We start from the raw sequence: 18,601 nt of genomic DNA, 5'->3' as shown, positions 1-18,601 counted from the left end.
GCGCTGTGGCGTACTGCCGACCGCACGTCCGTCGGCTTCGCCCGCAGGACGGCGCATGATCCCCGTGGGGGAGAGGACGCTCCTGCTCCCCCTCTCGATACCGCGGCTCGTTGTGACTTGTGCCATATCCCTGGCGCCCTGCGAAGCAACCCTTCCAGGTGCGCGGGCGTCCTTTCCGGCGTCGTGTTCGGAGGATCAGGATCAGCCTCCGTCCACGCGTACCGGCAGTCGACTGAAAGGGCGCAGTCCATGGAGCTCGATCCCGACCTCTGCCTCGATGTTCCGGAGGATTTCGACGACTCGGATGCCGAGAGCCAGGTGCATCCCATAGCCAGGAAGCTGTTCCCGGCCACAACCGCCGCGGAAGCCTTCGGGAAGGCCCAGGAGTGGGTGGAGGAGAACCAGGTCTTCCTGCTGGATGTCTCATGGGACTTCGCGTACGACGAGGACGAGCCCTACACGCTGAGCATCTACTTCACGTTCGAACTGGAACCCGAAGACGCCTGACGACAGCCGGCCCCGGGGAGAGGGGGAAGGGCACGACAGGCGTGCGTACGCCTGCGCCACCAGCGGTATCAGGCACCACCGCTTCACCGGACCGCTCCTGCACGACGTGCTGACGGCCGCCGGCCCCGCCTTCGACCCCGCCCGCCGCAAGGACAGGCTGCGCTTCCTCATCGCCGTGTCCAGCAGGGACGGCCACCACGTGCTGCTGTCCTGGGCCGAGTTCGACCCCGACTTCGGCCGCGCGCCGGTCCTGCTCGCGGTCGGCATCGACGGCACTCCGCTCGACCGGGAGGGACCCCAACTCGTGCTGCCCCAGGACCGCTGCGGCGCCCGGCACATCAGCGGCATCGACACGATCCGCGTGGACGGCGGCTACACCCCGTGGACGTGACACCGCCCGGCATGTGACAGCAGCCGACGCGGTCGGCCCTCCCCGGAGGCCCGCCGCCCGGGTCGGCCTCCCCGGACGCGCGTGCCCGGCCCATGCTGTACGTCGGCACACCGGCACCCGGGCACGCAGCCCCCTCCCGCGGAGGTCACGCATGCAACTGCGCCAGCTGGAATACCTGGTCGCCCTCGCCCGCGAACGCCACTTCGCCCGCGCGGCGGCCGCCTGCTATGTCTCCCAGCCGTCGCTGTCCGCCGCGATCCGCCGACTCGAACACGAACTGCATGTCCCGATCGTGCGGCGGGGGAGACGGTACGAGGGCCTCACCCCGGAGGGCGAGGTGGTCCTGGCCTGGGCGCACCGCATGCTCGCCGAACGCGACGCACTCCGCCAGGAGTTGTCCGCCCTGGGCGACGGCCTCACGGGCACGCTCCGCCTCGGGGTTGTCCCCACGGCGCTGCCCGCCGCCTCCCTGCTGACGACCCCCTTCTGCGACCGTCACCCGCGCGCCCGCGTCAGCATCGAGTCCCTGTCCTCGGTCGACATCACCCACGGACTCGCCGAGTTCGAGCTGGACGCGGCGATGACGTACCTCGACGACGACTCGCTGCGCCGACTGCCGCTGTACGAGGAGCGGTACGTCCTGCTCACCCCCACCGACGGCCCGCTCGCCGCCGCCTCCACGGCCCGCTGGGCCCAGGCCGCCGCCCTCCCGCTGTGTCTGCTCGGCCCGCGCATGCGCAACCGCCGCATCATCGACGAGTGCTTCGCGGCCGACGGCGCCACGGCCGCCCCCGCGATCGAGTCGGACAGCGTGGCGGGGCTGTACGCGCACCTCCCCGGCGGCCGCTGGTCCAGCGTGATCTCGCACGCGTGGCTGCACATGTTCGGCGTACCGGACGGGATGCGGGTGGTACCGCTGGAGGGGCCCGCCCATGGACCGAGGGTGGGACTGGTGACCGGTCCGGACGACCCTCCCTCCGTACTGGCCGCGGCGCTGGTGGCGGTGGCGCGGGAGGCGGGCGTACGCGAGGCACTGGACGAACGGCTGCGGACGTACCTGGAAACCGCCGATTCCGACTGACGGCCAACCGGTCGCCGGCCGTCCTGCCGGTGACCGTCCTGCCGATGGCCGTCGTGATAGCCGTCGGCTATACGGACATAGCGAAGTTCGCTTTGACCTGCGCATTCGATCCGGAGGATCGTGAAATCCACCTTCCCGCACGGGAGTTGAGCCGAACTCCCGGACCCCGGAGTCGAGGAGAGCTGCGACATGGCCAAGGTGCTCTGCGTCCTGTACGACGACCCCACCGACGGATATCCGACCTCGTACGCCCGTGACGACCTCCCCACGATCGACCACTACCCCGGCGGCCAGACCGCCCCGACCCCGTCCGAGGTCGACTTCACGCCGGGCCACCTCCTCGGCAGCGTCTCCGGCGAACTCGGCCTGCGGCGCTTCCTGGAGGCCGCCGGGCACACCCTCGTCGTCACCTCCGACAAGGACGGCGACGGCTCGGTCTTCGACCGCGAGCTGCCCGACGCGGAGGTGGTGATCTCCCAGCCGTTCTGGCCGGCGTACCTGCCCCCGGAACGCGTCGCCGCCGCGAAGAACCTCAAACTGGCGATCACCGCCGGCATCGGCTCCGACCACGTCGACCTCGACGCGGCCATCGCCCACGGTGTGACGGTCGCGGAGGTGACGTACTGCAACAGCATCAGCGTCGCCGAACACGTGGTGATGATGACCCTGTCCCTCGTCCGCAACTACCTGCCCTCCCACCAAGTGGTGCTCGACGGCGGCTGGAACATCGCCGACTGCGTGGCCCGCTCGTACGACCTGGAGGGCATGCACGTCGGCACGGTGGCCGCCGGGCGCATCGGCCTCGCGGTGCTGCGCCGCCTCGCGCCCTTCGACGTGAAGCTGCACTACACCGACCGGCACCGCCTGCCCGAGGACGTCGAGCGGGAACTGGGCCTGACCTTCCACGAGACGGCCGCCGACATGGTGCCGCACTGCGACGTCGTCACGATCAACGCTCCGCTGCACCCGGAGACGGAAGGGCTGTTCGGCGACAAGCTGCTGGGTGAGATGAAGCGCGGCGCGTACCTCATCAACACCGCGCGGGCGAAGATCGCCGACCGGGACGCCGTCGACCGGGCCCTGCGCAGCGGCCAGTTGGCGGGCTACGCGGGCGACGTCTGGTACCCGCAGCCCGCCCCGCCGGACCACCCCTGGCGGACCATGCCGCACCACGGCATGACCCCGCACATCTCCGGCTCCTCCCTCTCCGCGCAGGCCCGCTACGCGGCGGGCACCCGGGAGATCCTGGAGTCGTGGCTGACGGGCCGTCCGATCCGCGACGAGTACCTGATCGTGGACGGCGGCGCACTGGCGGGAACGGGCGCGCACTCGTATTCAGTCACCAAGTGACCGTGCGCTTGTACTCGGTCGCCAACTGACCGCGCACCAGTACTCGGTCGCCAACTGACCGCGCACCAGTACTCGGTCGCCAACTGACCGCGCTCCGGCATTCGGTCACCAAATGACCGGCCTCCCGGCCGAGTTGTGACCGGTGGAGGCCACCCCCGTTCCTCTCAGGCGCGGTCGATGTGCACGTTCGTCGACTTCACCCGGGCGGTGGCCTCCACCCCGACCTCAAGACCCAGCTCCTCCACGGCCTCCCGGGTCAGCAACGACACCAGCCGGTGCGGACCTGCCTGGATCTCCACCTGGGCCGCGACATCGCCGAGCTTCACGGCGGTGACGATGCCGGGAAAGGCGTTGCGGACGGAGGTGTACGAGACGTCCTCCTCGCTGCCGCTCTTCGCCAGCTCGACGGAGAAGGCGGCCAGGTCCCGTCCGTCGACGAGGCGCCGCCCGCCCTCGTCCCGGTGCGTGGCCACCCGGCCCGCGTCCGCCCACCGCCGAGCGGTGTCCGGACTCACTCCGAGCAGCCTCGCTGCCTGGCCGATCGTGTAGGACTGCATAGCCGTCAAGATAGGCGATCAGGCGCCGACGTACGCCGCCAGGTGCTCGCCGGTGAGGGTCGAGCGGTCGGCGACGAGGTCCGCGGGAGTGCCCTCGAAGACGATCTTGCCGCCGTCGTGTCCGGCGCCGGGACCGAGGTCGATGATCCAGTCCGCGTGTGCCATGACCGCCTGGTGGTGCTCGATGACGATGACCGACTTGCCGGAGTCGACGAGCCGGTCGAGCAGGCCGAGCAGCTGCTCGACGTCGGCGAGGTGGAGGCCGGTGGTCGGCTCGTCCAGGACGTAGACACCGCCCTTGTCTCCCATGTGCGTGGCCAGCTTGAGCCGCTGCCGCTCGCCGCCGGACAGCGTGGTCAGCGGCTGGCCGATGGTGAGATAGCCGAGTCCGACGTCGGAGAGCCGCTGGAGGATCCTGTGCGCGGCCGGCGTGGCCGCCTCGCCGTTCCCGAAGAACTCCTCGGCCTCCGTCACCGGCATCGCGAGCACCTCGCTGATGTCCCGCCCGCCGAGGCGGTACTCCAGCACAGACGCGTCGAACCGCTTGCCGCCGCAGTCCTCGCAGGTGGTGGAGGTGCCGGCCATGATCCCCAGGTCGCTGTAGATGACGCCGGCGCCGTTGCAGGTGGGACAGGCGCCCTCGGAGTTGGCGCTGAACAGCGCGGGCTTCACGTCGTTGGCCTTGGCGAACGCCTTGCGGATCGGGTCGAGCAGTCCGGTGTACGTTGCCGGGTTGCTGCGCCGCGAGCCGCGGATCGGGCTCTGGTCGATCGACACCACGCCCTCGTCGGTGGGGACCGACCCGTGCACGAGCGAGCTCTTGCCGGAGCCCGCGACGCCGGTGATGACACTGAGCACCCCGAGCGGGATGTCGACGTCGACGTCCCGCAGGTTGTTCGCCGTCGCGCCGCGGATCTCCAGCGCGCCGGTGGACTTGCGGACCTCCTCCTTGAGGGAGGCCCGATCGTCGAGGTGGCGTCCGGTGATGGTGTCGCCGGCCTTCAACCCCTCGACGGTGCCCTCGAAGCAGACCGTGCCGCCCGCCGTACCGGCGCCGGGGCCCAGGTCGACGACATGGTCGGCGATCGCGATCACCTCCGGCTTGTGCTCCACGACGAGCACGGTGTTGCCCTTGTCCCGCAGCTGCAGCAGCAGGTTGTTCATCCGCTGGATGTCGTGCGGGTGCAGGCCGGCGGTGGGCTCGTCGAATACGTACGTGACATCGGTGAGCGAGGAGCCGAGGTGGCGGATCATCTTGACGCGCTGCGCCTCACCGCCGGACAGCGTGCCCGACGCCCGGTCGAGCGAGAGGTAGCCGAGACCGATCTGCACGAAGGAGTCGAGGGTCTGCTGGAGCGCGGTGAGCAGTGGCGCCACCGACGGCTCCTTGACGCCGCGGACCCACTCGGCCAGGTCCCTGATCTCCATCGAGCAGGCGTCGGCGATGCTCTTCCGGTTGATCTTCGACGACCTGGCCCCCTCGGTCAGCCGGGTGCCCTCGCACTCGGGGCAGACGGCGAAGGCCACCGCCCGCTCCACGAACGCCCGGATGTGCGGCTGCATCGCTTCCTTGTCCTTGGACAGGAACGACTTCTGGATCTTGGGGATCAGCCCCTCGTAGGTGAGGTTGACTCCGTTGACCTTCACCTTGGTCGGCTCGCCGTAGAGGAAGGCCTGCATCTCCTTCTTGGTGAAACTGCGGATCGGCTTGTCCGGGTCGACGAAGCCGGACTGGGCGTAGACCTGCACGGTCCACTGGCTGTCCGACTTCCAGCCGGGGATGGTGAACGCGCCCTCGGCGAGCGACTTGGAGTCGTCGTAGAGCTGGGTGAGGTCGATGTCGGAGACCTTGCCCCGGCCCTCGCAGCGCGTGCACATACCGCCCGTGCGGTTGAAGGTCGCCTTCACGGTCTTCGTCTTGTCGGCACCGCGCTCGACGGTGATGCCGCCGCTCGCCCGGACCGAGGCGGTGTTGAAGGAGTACGCGCTGGGCGGGCCGATGTGGGGCTTGCCGAGCCGGCTGAAGAGGATGCGCAGCATCGCGTTGGCGTCGGTGGCGGTACCGACCGTGGAGCGGGGGTCGCCGCCCATCCGCTGCTGGTCGACGGTGATCGCGGTCGTCAGCCCGTCGAGCACGTCCACCTCAGGCCGCGCCATCGTCGGCATGAAGCCCTGCAAAAAGGCGCTGTACGTCTCGTTGATCAGCCGTTTGGACTCCGCGGCGATCGTGTCGAACACCAGGGAGCTCTTGCCCGAGCCTGAGACACCGGTGAACACCGTCAGCCGCCGCTTGGGGATCTCGATGCTGACGTCCTTGAGATTGTTCTCCCGCGCGCCGTGCACGCGGATCATGTCGTGGCTGTCGGCATCGTGCGTCGCAGGCGACTGCGCGTCCGTCCTCGTGGTCCTGCTCATCGTGTCTCCCTCCGTGGGACGGGACCGCTCGCGCGGTGCTCCGTCGGCGTCGCCTGGCTCGATCCATCCGACCGGCTTCGAGCAGCACGTCTGGTTCTACTTCGTCGGCGCCGGTCGCGGCAACGGGACGCCGGCATTCCTGATCGGCGGTGTCGGCCGGGGTGACACGAGGCCCGCCCGGCCGAGGTGTCAGACCGACCAGCGGCCGTCGCGCATCAGCTCGCGGTCGTCCAGTTCGTTCACTTCGCGCCAGGCCTGGATCCGGCGCGGAGAGACACGGAACCAGCGGTACGGAGTGGCCAGCGTCCGTGGGTCGAAGTCGGTGTGCGCGGCGAACCGGTCACCGCTCTCCTTCGGCAGTTCGTCGATCTCCAGGACCTCGACCTCGCCGTCGATCATGACCACGTCCCGGGTCGGGCCGAGGCCCAGCCGAACGGTCCGGGTGGCGGCCAGGTTCCTGCCGGTGGGGCTGTTCGTCGGCGTGGCCACCAGCAGCGCCTCGCCGTCCCAGTCGAAGGACAGCGGTACGAGGTAGGGCGTACCATCCGCCGAGGCGCTGGCCACCCAGAGGTCGACGTCGTGGGTGAGCCGGTGCTCGGTGTCGCGACGGCGCTGGTCGCGGCTTCGGGGGGCGGCGCTCATCGGTCCTGCAGCAGTCCGAGGACATTGCCGTCGAGGTCGGTGACGGCGGCCACCAGACGTCCGCCACCGACATCGTGAGCGGGCTCCTTCACGGTGGCACCGGCAGCCGTCACCTCGGCCAGCTTCGCCTCGATGTCCGGCACGTGCCAGTACACCACCGGCGAGCTCATGCCCTGCTGCCCACCGTTCGGCACCAGCCCGATGTGCTGGCCCGCGGCCTCGAAGCCGACGTAGTACGGCTCGTCGGTCTGCGGCGCCACTCCGAGCAGCGCGGTGTACACCGCCTTGGCCGACGCCAGGTCGGACACGGGATGCAGCACGGTCCTGATTCCTTGTGTGGCAGAGCCGGTCATGGTCACTCCTGAAGCGATCGTGCCGCGAGGAAAGGCCGGGGACGCGTCCGGGGACGCGTTCGTGTCGTAGCGCGGCGGGAATCCTGGCTGACTGGTGAAGCACATGGCAGTCACGCTAGCCGCGGCCCGCAGGAGACGCTTCTCGATTCCTGACCGATGCGTTCGGCTGCTTCACCACGCACCAACGGGTGACCGGAGTGCCGTTCCGCTCCGGCCGTTCCTGCCGGCAGTCACCCCGAGGCGCACCGCAGCGCGTCCAGGGCCGTGCGAGCCCCGGCGACGCGCTGTCTCCAGTCGTCGCTTCGCAAGGTGGCGACGTCCCACACGACCACCGGCTCGGAGCCGCTCACGCAGTAGCCGTAGACCTGGTCGGCCACCGGGTCGGTGAGGAGACGGTCGTAGGAGAACGATCCCTCGAAGGCCGCCCAGGCGACGGACCGGGTGCCCTCGCAGACCCGCCGCAGGACCGCTCCTGTGTACGCCCGCAGGTCGAGCGAGGTGTCCTCGAAGTCGAGGTCGTACGACACCAGGCCGAGGGCGGCGATGTCCTCCGGCGGTTCCATCAAGGCAAACGGCAGCACCCGGTCGGGAACGAGTCCGGCGAGGTGGAACGTCTCCTTCGGGAACGGTGTGCTGCCCGCGCCGAGGACGAACACGTTCACCGAGACCGGACCCCGCCAGCAGAGGAAGTCCTGTATCCCGTCCGGCACTTGTACCTCTCCCTAGGTCCGTGAAGTCCGGACGCCGTGCGGCGGTGCCGCCGTTGTTCCGCGCGTCACGAGATGCGGGGCGATGACCGTCTCCGTGCCGGACCGCTCCTCGCCCTCCAGCCGTGCGACGGCCCGGCCGACGGCGAGTTCGGCGAGGCGGGAGGCGTCCTGGCCGACCGTGGTGAGGTCGATGTGGGCGAGTCGGGCGAGGTGGCTGTTGTCGAAGCCGACCACGGAGATCTCGTCGGGGACGGCCACCCGGGCGCGGAGGAACGCGTCGAGGACGCCCGTGGCGCAGCGGTCGTTGAAGGCGAGGACTGCGGTGGGCCGCGGCCGGGCGTCGAGGAGCGCGCGGGCGGCCGTGGCACCGTCCTCCTCGGTCAGGCCACCGGGCAGAACGCGCGCACGGTCGGTGAGACCGTGGCGGTTCATGGCGGTTCGGTAGCCACGGCGCCGGTCGGCGGCGCCGGGCGCGTTTCCGCCGTCGATGTGGGCGATGTCGCGATGGCCGAGGGCCACCAGATGGTCGACGGCCTGGCGCGCACCCTCGTCGTCGGCGGTGCGCACGACGTCCACCCCGGCTGCGGTCGGCCGCAGCCGCCGCACCACGGAGACCACCGGCAGGTGCGCCGACAGCTCGGCCAGCCGTGCGGCGGGGGCCTGCGGACCGAGCAGGATCAGGGCCTCACAACGGTCGCCGAGCAGCGTCTCCACCGCCTGCCGCTCACTGCGGCTGGGGGCGACCGCGCTGAGGGCGACCTGGTAACCGGCGCACCCGGCCGCCGCGTAGATGCCCTCCACGAGATCGGTGTGGAAGGGATGCTGGAGACCGAACTGCACCCCGAGCAGACGTGAGCGGTTGCTGCGCAGCAACCGTGCCCGGGAATCCGGCCGGTAGCCGATCTCCCGCGCCGCCTTCAGCACCCGCTCACGGGTCGCCGCACTGGCGCCCTTGGCCTCGCGCATCACGATGGAGACCAGCGCCGTGGACACACCGGCCCGTGCCGCCACGTCGGCGAGGGTCGGCCGCTTTCCGTCCGGGACCACGGGGGTCGCTGGCATCGCCGGCCTCCCCGGTCGAGGTGTGTGACTCGGTCGAGGCGCGTGCCCCGCCGAGGTGTGTGCTTCCGCGACGATCGTAGACCAAGAGTGAACGCGCCGGCCGGAGAGAACTGCAACGTTCTAGTTCTCGCCGTCCCGGAGCTTGACAGGGTGCCTCGGTGGCTGGCGTACTGCTACTCCCGGCTGAACCTAGAACGTTCTAGTCGGAGGTGCCGTGGCGAACCGAGAGAGGGCGAGCAGCGATGTTCACGTTGGCGGTCTGTGCCGAGATGGTCTTCCGGGACCTGTCGATACCCGAGCGGGCAGTGCGCATTCACGACGCCGGATTCCAGGTCGAGATCTGGGACTGGACCCGGCACGACCTGGACGCCCTGGCCCGGACCCCGGCCGAGTTCTCCTCGATGACCGGCTACATCCGCGGCAGCCTCACCGACGAGGACGGGGCCGCCGAACTCCTGCGTACCGCCGAGGAGTCGGTCCGGGCCGCCGAGCGGCTGGTCTGCCCCCGGCTGAACCTCCACGGCACCGGCCTGGACGGCGAGGGCCTGCCCGTGGTGCCGGTGACCGGCGAGCCCACCGGGGAGATGTGGATCGCCGCCCACCGCACGCTCACCCGCCTCGCCGAGCTGGGCGAGAGCGCCGGGGTCACCTTCACCCTGGAGAACCTCAACACCGCCGTGGACCACCCAGGGGTGCCGTTCGCCAGGGCCGCCGACACCCTGGCCCTGGTCGCCGCCGTGGACCGCCCCGGGCTGCGGATGAACCTCGACCTCTACCACGCGCAGATCGGCGAGGGGAACCTCGTCGACTTGGTCCGCCGGGCCCACGGCCTGGGCCTGATCGGCGAGATCCAGGTCGCCGACGTACCGGGCCGCTGCGAACCCGGGACGGGCGAGATCAACTACCCGGCCGTCGCGAGCGCCCTCGTGGACCTCGGCTATGAGGGCACCGTCGCCATGGAGGCATGGGCCTCCACCGACAGCGACCTCGCTCTGGAGAGGTTCCGCTCGGCCTTCACACCCTGACGGCGCTGCAATTCCACACGACGCTGCGATCCCAGACGGCGCCGCGTTCCACATTGCACCGCATTCCGCACGCGCCCCTTCCCGCCAACGCCCGCCCGCAGACGTACGGAGAACCGGATGACCACACACCAGCCTCTCGCCGTCGGCCTCATCGGTGCCGGACGGATGGGCTCCTTCCACGCCGAGACGCTCGCCCGCCGCCTCCCCGGTGTCCGCCTCGCCGCGGTCGCCGACCCGGCGCCGGGCGCCGCGATCCAGCTTGCGGACCGGCTTGCGGACCACCTCGGCCGTCCCGCGGCGTACACCGAGATCGGCGAACTGCTCGCCGACCCGCGGATCGAGGCGGTGGTGATCTCCACCCCGGCCCGCACCCACGCCGACCTGGTCGTGGCGGCGGCCCGGGCGGGGAAGGCGGTCTACTGCGAGAAGCCCATGGCCGTCACCCTCGCGGACGCCGACCGGGCCATCGCCGCGGCTCGCGACGCGGGCGTGCCGCTCCAGGTGGGCTTCAACCGCCGCTACGACACCGGCTTCCGCGCCGCCCACGACAGGATCGGCGCCGGTGACATCGGCACACCCCAACTGCTGCGCTCACTCACCCGGGACCCCAGGCTCAACGACCCGGCTCGCATCCCGCCCTGGACGATCTTCCTCGAAACCCTGATCCACGACTTCGACACCCTGCGCTTCCTCAACCCCGGCGCCGAACCGGTCGAGATCTTCGCCTGGGCCGACGCCCTGGTCCGCCCCGACCTCAAGGACCGCGGCCTCCTCGACACCGCCGTGGTCACGATCCGCTTCGACAACGGCGCCCTCGCCACCGCCGAGGCCAACTTCCAGGCCGTGTACGGCTATGACGTGCGCGGTGAGGTCTTCGGCTCCGCCGGAATGCTCACCATGGGCGACATCCGCCGTACCCATCTCACCTCGTACGGCCCGGACGGCGTCGCCGCCGACTGCGTCACCTACGACCAGGACCTGTTCCACGACGCGTACGTGGCCGAACTCGCCGACTTCGCCGACAGCGTCCGTACCGGGCGCACCCCCTTCGCCACCGGCGAGGACGCCCGGGCCGCACTGTCCATCGCGCTCGCGGCCGTCCGGTCGGTCACCACCGGCGTCCCTGTCGGCATCGCGGAACTCAAGGCTGAGTAGGGCCGAGTGAGGGCGAGGGAAGCCAAGTCGGGGCGGGAAAAGCCGTGTTGGGGCTCGTGAGGACTCGGTGGGCCGTCAGTTCAGGTCCTTCAGACCCGTCGCCCGGCCTTCCTCGTCCCACTGGATCTCCAGGACGCGTTCCACGGCGTCGCGGTTGAGGGGGCCGAAGACGTGGGGGAACAGGACACCTTCGTCGACCCCTGGCGGCGGGGTGGGATCCGCCGCCTCCCATACGCACCTCGCGGCGAGCCGGCTCTCGTCGAGGAGCAGCGCCACCAGGGGCCTCGGCGCGTCCCGGTAGAAGGCGTTGACGACGGCCAGCGTGGTCGTCTCGTCGGGGGAGCAGTGGACGAAACCTTCCTCCGCGAGGGAGGCGGGGGCGTACGGCCGGTCGGGACGGGCGGTCCAGTCACCGAGCGTCACAGCGTGGTAGATCATGGGCTGGTTATACAACGGCGGGCGGGCATACGGGCATGTCGGAGGCCCCCCGAGCCGGTTCCGCCACATGGGCCCCGGGAGGCGTCGCGGGTTCGGCTCCGGGATGTGGCAGCGTGGGTGTGTACCCCCGTGGATCAGTTGACGATCGCCAGTCGCCAGTCGCCAGTCGCCAGTCGCCAGTCGCACGGGGCGGGGCCGTGCGGAACGTGAATCCATGAAGCAGAGGAGAGTTCGTGTCGAAGCCGCCGCTTCCCGAGGCCGTGGTCGCCATGCTGAGGAAGCCGAATCCAGCCGTCATCGCCACCCTTCGGTCCGACGGGCAACCGGTGTCCGCGGCCACCTGGTACCTCTGGGACGACGGGCGCGTGCTGGTCAACATGGACGAGGGCCGCAAGAGGCTCGACCACATCCGCAACGACCCGCGGGTCACCCTGACGGTGCTGGACGAGTCCGGCTGGTACACCCATGTGACCCTCATCGGCCGTGTCGCCGAACTGCGTGACGACGAGGGCCTGGCCGACATCGACCGGCTGTCCACGCAATACCTGGGCCACGCGTACACGAGCCGGAAACGCCGCCGGATCAGCGCGTGGATCGAGATCGACCGCTGGCACGGCTGGGGCAGCCACCGGGACAGCAACCAGGCGATGGGCTAGCCAGGGGCCGCCGCCCCACACGACGGAGTCCGATGTCTGGTACCACCGACGCATGGGGATGGAGCGGTTCATCGGCATCGACCTCGCCTGGTCGCACGGCGGGGCGCGCGTCAAGCTCAACGAGACCGGCGTGGCCGCCATCGACGGTCGCGGCGTGGTGATCGACTGCGGCTGGACGCGTGGGGTCGCGGGGACGATGGAGTGGCTTGCCAGGACGGCCGTCGACGGATCGACCCTGGTCTTCGTCGACGCGCCGCTGGTCGTCGACAATCCGGCCGGCCAGCGGCCGTGCGAGCGTGACGTCGGCCGACGGTACGGGCGTTGGAAGGTGAGCGCGAACAGCACCAACCAGGGCTCTCCCCGTCAGGCCGGCGTCCTGCTGCGGACACAGCTGCAGGAGTCCGGCTGGGTCTACGACGACGGCAGGGGCGGGCCGCCGACCGACGGGCTGGTCATGTCCGAGTGCTATCCGTACACGACCCTGGTCGGCGCCGCGGAGTTGGGCTACGACCAGGAGCGCCCCAGGTACAAGCGGCCGGGACTGAGGCCGCCGCAGGGGTGGCGGGTGACGCGGGCGGACACGTGCGACGAACTGATCGTGCGCCTCTCGGGCCTGGCCGAGGCCGATCCGCCGTTGCTCCTGGCTTCCCACCCGGTCTCCCGCCGACTCACGACCGAGCCCTCACCGGAGAGGGACGCCTCCTACAAGCACCGCGAAGACCTCATCGACGCACTGCTCTGCGCGTGGACGGCCGCACTGTGGTCCCGGCACGGCCTGACACGCTGCCAGGTACTCGGCATGGACAGCCTCGCACCGCCCGGCCACGCCCCCACCATCATCGCGCCCGCCCGCCCGGAACAGCGGCGGGTCGACGCGACGAACTGAACCCCGAAAAACCCGGTGCCCCGCCTCCGCCCCGTTCCCTAGACTCGCCCCACAACGCGCGCCGCACACCACTGCGGCGCGCCCCGTGACCAATTGAGGGGAGCCCAGCCATGCGCTATCGCACGGCTGTTGTTGTTCCCTCGTCGCGGTACGAGGTGATCCTCGTGTCTTCGGGTGTCCGGTGTCGGCTGCGCGGCCGGCCCCGGATGGCCCTGACGAACGTCTGATCCCCGCACGCTCTGCCCCCTGCCCCGCATGCGCATCCCCCTGCGGTTCGCGGTTGCGGTTGCGGTTGCGCGGGTTCGGGGGTGCCCCTAGGACGTGGGCCGTACGTCATGGCCCGTTCGTCAGGGAATTGCGCCGACCCCTTCCGGAACATCCTGAAAGGCCATGGGCCGTGCGTACCGAACCTCACCAAAACCTCGTCAACCCGCTGACCGCCGTCCGCAATCTGGGCATCCTCGCCCACGTGGACGCCGGGAAGACCACCGTCACCGAGCGGATCCTGTATGTCACCGGGACCACGCACAAGCGGGGAGAGGTCCATGACGGAACGACCGTCACCGACTTCGACTCGCAGGAGAGGGACCGAGGAATCACCATCTTTGCCGCGGCCGTGAGTTGTGGCTGGGACGGGCATCGGATCAACCTCATCGACACCCCGGGACACGTCGACTTCTCCGACGAGGTCGCGCGTTCGCTGCGGGTGCTCGACGGGGCGATCGCGGTGTTCGACGCCGTGGCGGGGGTCGAGCCGCAGAGCGAGTCCGTGTGGCGGCAGGCCGACCGGTACGGGGTTCCGCGTATCGCCTTCGTCAACAAGCTGGACCGGGCCGGTGCCGACCTCGACGCGGCGGTCGAGTCGATCCGGCAGCGGCTGCACCCTGCCCCGCTGGTCGTGCAGTTGCCCATCGGCGCCGAGGACGGGTTCGGCGGGGTCGTCGATCTGCTGCGCATGCGGGCGTTGGTCTGGGTGGACGGCCGTGACTCGGTCGAGGAGAGGCCCGTACCCGATGCGCTGGTGGACGAGGCCCGTCGGCGGCGTCGGGTGCTGGAAGAGGCGGTTGCCGAACTCCATCCCGGCGCGCTGGAGGAGTTCTGCGCGGAGTCGGTCGTCTCCGCTCGGACCCTCGAAGGCGCGCTGCGCGACCTGACCCGTACCGGTGACGGTGTGGTCGTGCTGTGCGGCTCGGCCTACCGCAACCGGGGGATCGAACCGCTGCTGGACGCCGTGGTGGCCTACCTGCCCTCGCCGCTGGACGTAGCCGCCGTGCGCGGGGTCCGGGACGGGGATGGAGACGGAGGAGAGGAGGAGCGGGCCGCCGACCCCGCGGCGCCGTTCGCGGCGCTGGCGTTCAAGGTGAACTCCACCCCCACCGGGCGACTGACCTGTCTGCGGGTGTACTCGGGAACGATCCGGAAGGGAGAGGCTGTGACCGTGTGGGACGCCGGTGCGCCGCGTACCGAGCGGATCGGGCGGATCCTGCGCGTCCAGGCCGACCGGCACGCCCAGTTGGACCGGGCGGTGGCCGGGGACATCGTCGCGGTGGTCGGGCTGAAGACCGCCCGTGCCGGTGCGACCGTGTGCGCGCCCGGGGCTCCGCTGCTCCTCGAACCGCCGGCCACCGCCGAACCGGTCGTCTCCGTGGCGGTCGAGGCCCGGGCCCGTACGGACACGGACCGCCTGGTGTCGGCGTTGGCGCGGCTGGTCGAGGAGGACCCCTCGCTGGTCGTCCGGACCGACCCCGAAACCGGACAGACACTGCTGTCCGGCATGGGCGAACTGCATCTGGAGGTGGCGGTGGAGAAGATCCGGCGCGCCCACGGGCTGGACGTCCGGGTCGGCCGGCCGAAGGTGGCGTACCGGGAGACGGTCGTACGCGGGGTCACGGGACATGTCCACCGGCATGTCAAACAGGACGGTGGCGCGGGGCAGTTCGCGCATGTCGTCCTCGACGTGGAACCCCTGCCGGACTCCTCGGACGCGACTGGTGACAGTGCGACGGGCTTCGAGTTCCGGTCGGTCGTCGTCGGCGGACGCGTACCGCAGGAGTACGTGCGGGCGGTGGAGGCCGGCTGCCGGGACGCGCTGGGCGAAGGGCCGCTCGGCGGTCATCCGGTGACGGGGCTGCGTGTGGTCCTGACCGACGGCGCGACCCATTCGAAGGACTCTTCGGAGATGGCGTTCCGGACGGCCGGACGGCAGGCGCTCCGGGAGGCACTGCGCGCCTGCGCGATGGTCCTCCTGGAACCGGTGGTCGAGGTCACGGTCACCGTGCCCGAGGACTTCCTCGGCGGGGTGCTCGGCGACCTGGCCGCGCGGCGCGGACGGGTCACCGACTCGACCACGCGCGGGGGAGCGGGAACGGGCGCGGGCACGGCGGTGCTCACCGCCACCGTGCCCCTGGCCGAGCTGTTCGGTTACGCGACCCGGCTGCGCAGCCGGACGCAGGGCCGCGGAGTCTTCACCACCCGGCCCACCGGCTACGCACCGGCTCCGGCATCGGTGTCGGCTTCGGCGGAGGCTTCGGCACTGAGTTCGGCTGCCGACGGGACACCTCGCCGGTAGCCGGAGCCGCGGTCCGGTCCCGCCCGCAACGACGGTCCTGCCCGTACGCGGGCGGGACCGTCACTCCGGCGGACCCACCGGACCCACCGGACCCGGCGGGCGTACCGGCGTCCCCCTCAGCGCAACGCGTCGCGCAGCAACCTCGCGTTCTTCACCGCCTGGCTCGATCCCTTGCGGTCGGCCAGTGCCGTGACCTCGGCGATCTCTCCCTTGGCACCACACCGCGAAGCGCACTCGACGGCGAGTGCGAGCATCGCTGCCGCGCCCCGGACCGGGCTGTCGCCCAGCAGACCGGGCAGAGCGGCTTCGAGTACGGACCACACGGTGGCGTACGCACCTGTCTCGGCGGCGGCCCGCAGCGAGCCGCTCGCCTTCTCCGCGAAGGCCCACCCGTGGTTCAGCAGGGCCTCCAACTGCCGTCCGAGCAGGTCTGTGTCCAGCTGCTTCCGCGCGGCGAGTACCAGCACGGCGTCCACCACCGCGTCGCCGTCCGTCTGCCAGATCAGTCCGAGCGCGAGCGCGAGGTGCACCGAGTAACCCGCAGGCCCGCCGGACTCCGCGACGTACGGCAGGTTGCGGGGCCACCCACGCTGGGACATGCGCGGCTCGAAGTAGTCGCGTGCCATCAACTCGTCGCGGTGATACGGCAGTTGGGCCACCCAGAAGGGTGCCATCGGGTCGGCCAGGCCCTGGTTGCCGACATACGGCCCGATCAGGGCTGCGGCGACCTGCGGGAGCGGGGGATCGATGACGGCTCCGGGGCGTGCGGGGGTCCACCACCCCTGCGACGCGGGCTTCGGCGGCTTGCAGTGGGGCCAGCCCTTCGGCTCCGAGTCCTGGTGCGCCGGGCCGCCCTCGCGCAGCCAGCGCGCCAGCCGCCGTCCGGCGTCGGAGGCGAGTGACTCGGCCGCGCGGAGCACCTGTTGGTCCGACGTCGGAGTGACCCGCAGCAGAGCCTGTGCTAGGTCGACGGGCGCGGGGGTGACACCGAGTTCGTCGAGCGCCGAGATCCGCTCCACCAGTACGGCGGCGTCCAGCGCGCCGGTGGCGAGGGTCGGCACGGCCAGCAGGAACGGCTGGGTGCCGGACTCGATGACGTCCATCGCCTCGGCCAGGCGTGCCGCGAGCATCGAGCCGGCCAGCGAGTGGCTGCGGCTCGGGGCGGTCCGGTTGATGTGGACGGCCCGGTGCATCAGGGCGGCCCGGCTTCTCGGCTCGTCGCCGCGTACCGCGCGCGCCACGTCGTAGAGGTCGGACTGCACCCAGTCGACATTGCTCTTCGGTTCCCTGCGCATGACCGGCTTCAGCGCCTCGGCCAGTGCGGTCCGGTCGAGGTGGGCGTGCCGGACCAGTCCGTCCAGGGCGCGCTCGAACGCCACCACGTCCCTGTCGTTCGCGACGACCGCCGCGACCTCCTGCGCCACCTCGGCGGCCGTCGCGATGGGGCCCGGCACCGGGCGGGGCTCGGGCACGGCGGGCAGTACGTCGGCGTACGGCTGCCCGGTGACGAAGTCCTGGGACGGGCCGAGCGGTTCGGCCGTGCCGAGCAGTTCGGCGGCTCGCGCCGACAGCCCCGGGCTGAGCTGTTCGGCGGCCGTCCGCAGCTCCCGCAGTACCGAGTCGTCGGCGGCCTTGAGATGCTTTGCGACCAGCTTGAGCGCCTGCTCCTGCAGCGTCATCTCCCGGTGGCCGAACGTCGTCGCCGCGTCGACCAGGGCCCGGCCCGCCCGCGCCGGATCCCGCCGCGCCACCCGGCCGAGCCAGGCGAGTTGGGCGCGCACCAGTTTCTTCTCCGGGCGGAGCAGGACCCGTTCACATGCCTCGGTGAGCAACTCGGGCTCCAGCAACCCCGCCTCGTCCAGGCCGGTCAGGACCTCCTGGGCGTAGGTGGCCACCGGCAACGACCGGTCGAGCAGCGCCAAGTAGTCCCGCACCACCAGCGCCTCCTCGGCCGGTGTGGGGGCCAGGGCCCGCAGGAACACCATGAAGGGCGCGATCTCCATGCGCGTACCGTCCTCGAGGAGACGCCCGAGGAGATGGTCGACCAGCGCGGCGCGTTCGCGGGTCACCCCGGCGTGTTCGGCAGGGGTGAGCGCGAGTGCCTCCAGCGTGACCAGCGCCTGCGCCCCGTGCGGCGGATCGCCGACCATGTCCGCGAAGAGGTTGCGGATCAGCTCGCCACGGTCCACGACGCCTTCGGCAGCGAGGCCGACGAGCGCTTCCAGCGGCCGTTCCGACGTGTGCCAGCTGAAGACGAGGCGCCCCGGTCGGGCCACGGCCAGTGGCAGGAGCTTCGGGGTGAAGTCGTCCGCGCGCAACCGCTCCAGGAAGTCGGCACCCGGTGCTCCGCCCAGCACCCGCGGCTGCCGCTCCGGGCTGTCGGCGCGGTCGTACAGCCACGCCAGGACGAACTCGTGCGAGGCCGGCAGCGGACAGCCGGTGTCGCGGACGAGGTGCTCGGTGACCGCGAACACCGCGCCGGCGGTCGTCGCCCGTTCGCCGAGCTGCGCGACCAACTCGGTCCGCCATGCGACGGGGTACAGGTCCAGGAGGTCCACCGTCCAGGCGTCCATCGTGAAGTACGGGTACGACCGGATCCAGGCCGCCGTGGCCTCGGGGGTGACCTGACACCCCAGTCGGGCGGCGAACATGGCGACCCTCTCCGCCTCCGTGCTTTCACGCCGGGCGATGACCTCGAAGAAGGCTGTCAACTCGGCGGCGCACGCCCCTCGTTGATCGGGCGTCAGTGCACCCAGTTCCCGGACCACTCCGGCGACGTCGCCGGCTTCCACGAGCTCCATCAG

Annotated in this window: 16 protein-coding genes and 1 pseudogene; 9 read left to right on the top strand and 8 right to left on the bottom strand. The window is 71.0% G+C overall.

Annotated elements, in window-relative coordinates:
• Window positions 1-249 precede the first annotated feature (249 nt).
• From ACZ5VQ_RS09265 to ACZ5VQ_RS09250, 4 genes and pseudogenes are all read left to right on the top strand, one after another.
• Window positions 250-507 (top strand): hypothetical protein, encoded by a 258-nt coding sequence (locus tag ACZ5VQ_RS09265; RefSeq protein ID WP_469104354.1) that lies wholly within the window; start codon window positions 250-252, stop codon window positions 505-507.
• 43 nt (window positions 508-550) lie between these two features.
• Window positions 551-898: pseudogene (locus ACZ5VQ_RS09260) on the top strand (hypothetical protein); the annotation flags it as partial.
• A gap of 151 nt (window positions 899-1,049) precedes the next feature.
• Window positions 1,050-1,979, top strand: coding sequence for a LysR family transcriptional regulator (locus tag ACZ5VQ_RS09255; RefSeq protein ID WP_469104353.1), 930 nt, complete (start codon window positions 1,050-1,052; stop codon window positions 1,977-1,979).
• 189 nt (window positions 1,980-2,168) lie between these two features.
• Complete coding sequence (locus tag ACZ5VQ_RS09250; RefSeq protein WP_469104352.1) at window positions 2,169-3,329, top strand: NAD-dependent formate dehydrogenase; 1,161 nt, start codon at window positions 2,169-2,171, stop codon at window positions 3,327-3,329.
• Between the two features lie 164 nt (window positions 3,330-3,493).
• Here the strand turns inward: ACZ5VQ_RS09250 and ACZ5VQ_RS09245 are convergent, their stop codons facing one another.
• The 6 genes from ACZ5VQ_RS09245 to ACZ5VQ_RS09220 form a co-directional block, all read right to left on the bottom strand.
• A complete protein-coding gene (locus ACZ5VQ_RS09245; RefSeq protein ID WP_055613660.1) occupies window positions 3,494-3,886 on the bottom strand; it encodes a TOBE domain-containing protein in 393 nt (130 codons plus the stop codon).
• 18 nt (window positions 3,887-3,904) lie between these two features.
• Window positions 3,905-6,301, bottom strand: a complete 2,397-nt coding sequence (locus ACZ5VQ_RS09240) for an ATP-binding cassette domain-containing protein (protein WP_469104351.1) — start codon at window positions 6,299-6,301, stop codon at window positions 3,905-3,907.
• Between the two features lie 189 nt (window positions 6,302-6,490).
• A complete protein-coding gene (locus ACZ5VQ_RS09235) occupies window positions 6,491-6,943 on the bottom strand; it encodes a pyridoxamine 5'-phosphate oxidase family protein (RefSeq protein WP_469104350.1) in 453 nt (150 codons plus the stop codon).
• Window positions 6,940-7,296 carry a VOC family protein gene (locus ACZ5VQ_RS09230; protein WP_362076464.1) on the bottom strand — a complete coding sequence of 119 codons (357 nt, stop codon included), beginning with the start codon at window positions 7,294-7,296 and terminating at the stop codon, window positions 6,940-6,942. The genes ACZ5VQ_RS09235 and ACZ5VQ_RS09230 overlap by 4 nt, the downstream gene beginning before the upstream one ends.
• Before the next feature lie 230 nt (window positions 7,297-7,526).
• Window positions 7,527-8,006, bottom strand: a complete 480-nt coding sequence (locus tag ACZ5VQ_RS09225) for a hypothetical protein (RefSeq protein WP_469104349.1) — start codon at window positions 8,004-8,006, stop codon at window positions 7,527-7,529.
• Window positions 8,007-8,018: 12 nt separating this feature from the next.
• Window positions 8,019-9,068 (bottom strand): LacI family DNA-binding transcriptional regulator, encoded by a 1,050-nt coding sequence (locus tag ACZ5VQ_RS09220; protein ID WP_469104348.1) that lies wholly within the window; start codon window positions 9,066-9,068, stop codon window positions 8,019-8,021.
• 242 nt (window positions 9,069-9,310) lie between these two features.
• Here ACZ5VQ_RS09220 and ACZ5VQ_RS09215 point away from each other — a divergent pair, with 242 nt between their 5' ends.
• Window positions 9,311-10,093, top strand: coding sequence for a TIM barrel protein (locus tag ACZ5VQ_RS09215; protein WP_469104347.1), 783 nt, complete (start codon window positions 9,311-9,313; stop codon window positions 10,091-10,093).
• Between the two features lie 117 nt (window positions 10,094-10,210).
• Window positions 10,211-11,248: a Gfo/Idh/MocA family oxidoreductase gene (locus tag ACZ5VQ_RS09210; protein ID WP_469104346.1), complete on the top strand. Its 1,038-nt coding sequence runs from the start codon at window positions 10,211-10,213 to the stop codon at window positions 11,246-11,248.
• Window positions 11,249-11,323: 75 nt separating this feature from the next.
• Here the strand turns inward: ACZ5VQ_RS09210 and ACZ5VQ_RS09205 are convergent, their stop codons facing one another.
• Window positions 11,324-11,686: a DUF952 domain-containing protein gene (locus ACZ5VQ_RS09205; protein ID WP_469104345.1), complete on the bottom strand. Its 363-nt coding sequence runs from the start codon at window positions 11,684-11,686 to the stop codon at window positions 11,324-11,326.
• A 233-nt stretch (window positions 11,687-11,919) separates the two neighbouring features.
• Here ACZ5VQ_RS09205 and ACZ5VQ_RS09200 point away from each other — a divergent pair, with 233 nt between their 5' ends.
• From ACZ5VQ_RS09200 to fusA, 3 genes are all read left to right on the top strand, one after another.
• Entirely contained in the window at window positions 11,920-12,342 is a 423-nt protein-coding gene (locus ACZ5VQ_RS09200) for a PPOX class F420-dependent oxidoreductase (protein ID WP_469104344.1), read from the top strand.
• Window positions 12,343-12,394: 52 nt separating this feature from the next.
• The gene (locus ACZ5VQ_RS09195) at window positions 12,395-13,228 is read left to right on the top strand and encodes a DUF429 domain-containing protein (RefSeq protein ID WP_469104343.1); all 834 of its coding nucleotides are present in this window, start codon (window positions 12,395-12,397) and stop codon (window positions 13,226-13,228) included.
• Window positions 13,229-13,625: 397 nt separating this feature from the next.
• The gene (gene fusA / locus ACZ5VQ_RS09190; protein ID WP_469104342.1) at window positions 13,626-15,797 is read left to right on the top strand and encodes an elongation factor G; all 2,172 of its coding nucleotides are present in this window, start codon (window positions 13,626-13,628) and stop codon (window positions 15,795-15,797) included.
• A gap of 116 nt (window positions 15,798-15,913) precedes the next feature.
• Here the strand turns inward: fusA and ACZ5VQ_RS09185 are convergent, their stop codons facing one another.
• Window positions 15,914-18,598: a DUF7824 domain-containing protein gene (locus ACZ5VQ_RS09185; protein ID WP_469104341.1), complete on the bottom strand. Its 2,685-nt coding sequence runs from the start codon at window positions 18,596-18,598 to the stop codon at window positions 15,914-15,916.
• Window positions 18,599-18,601 lie beyond the last annotated feature (3 nt).

It is taken from the genome of Streptomyces sp. NPDC033178, from assembly GCF_055577685.1.
The sequence above is the reverse complement of the archived record's forward strand: the minus strand, read 5'-3'. Positions and strand labels throughout refer to the sequence as shown.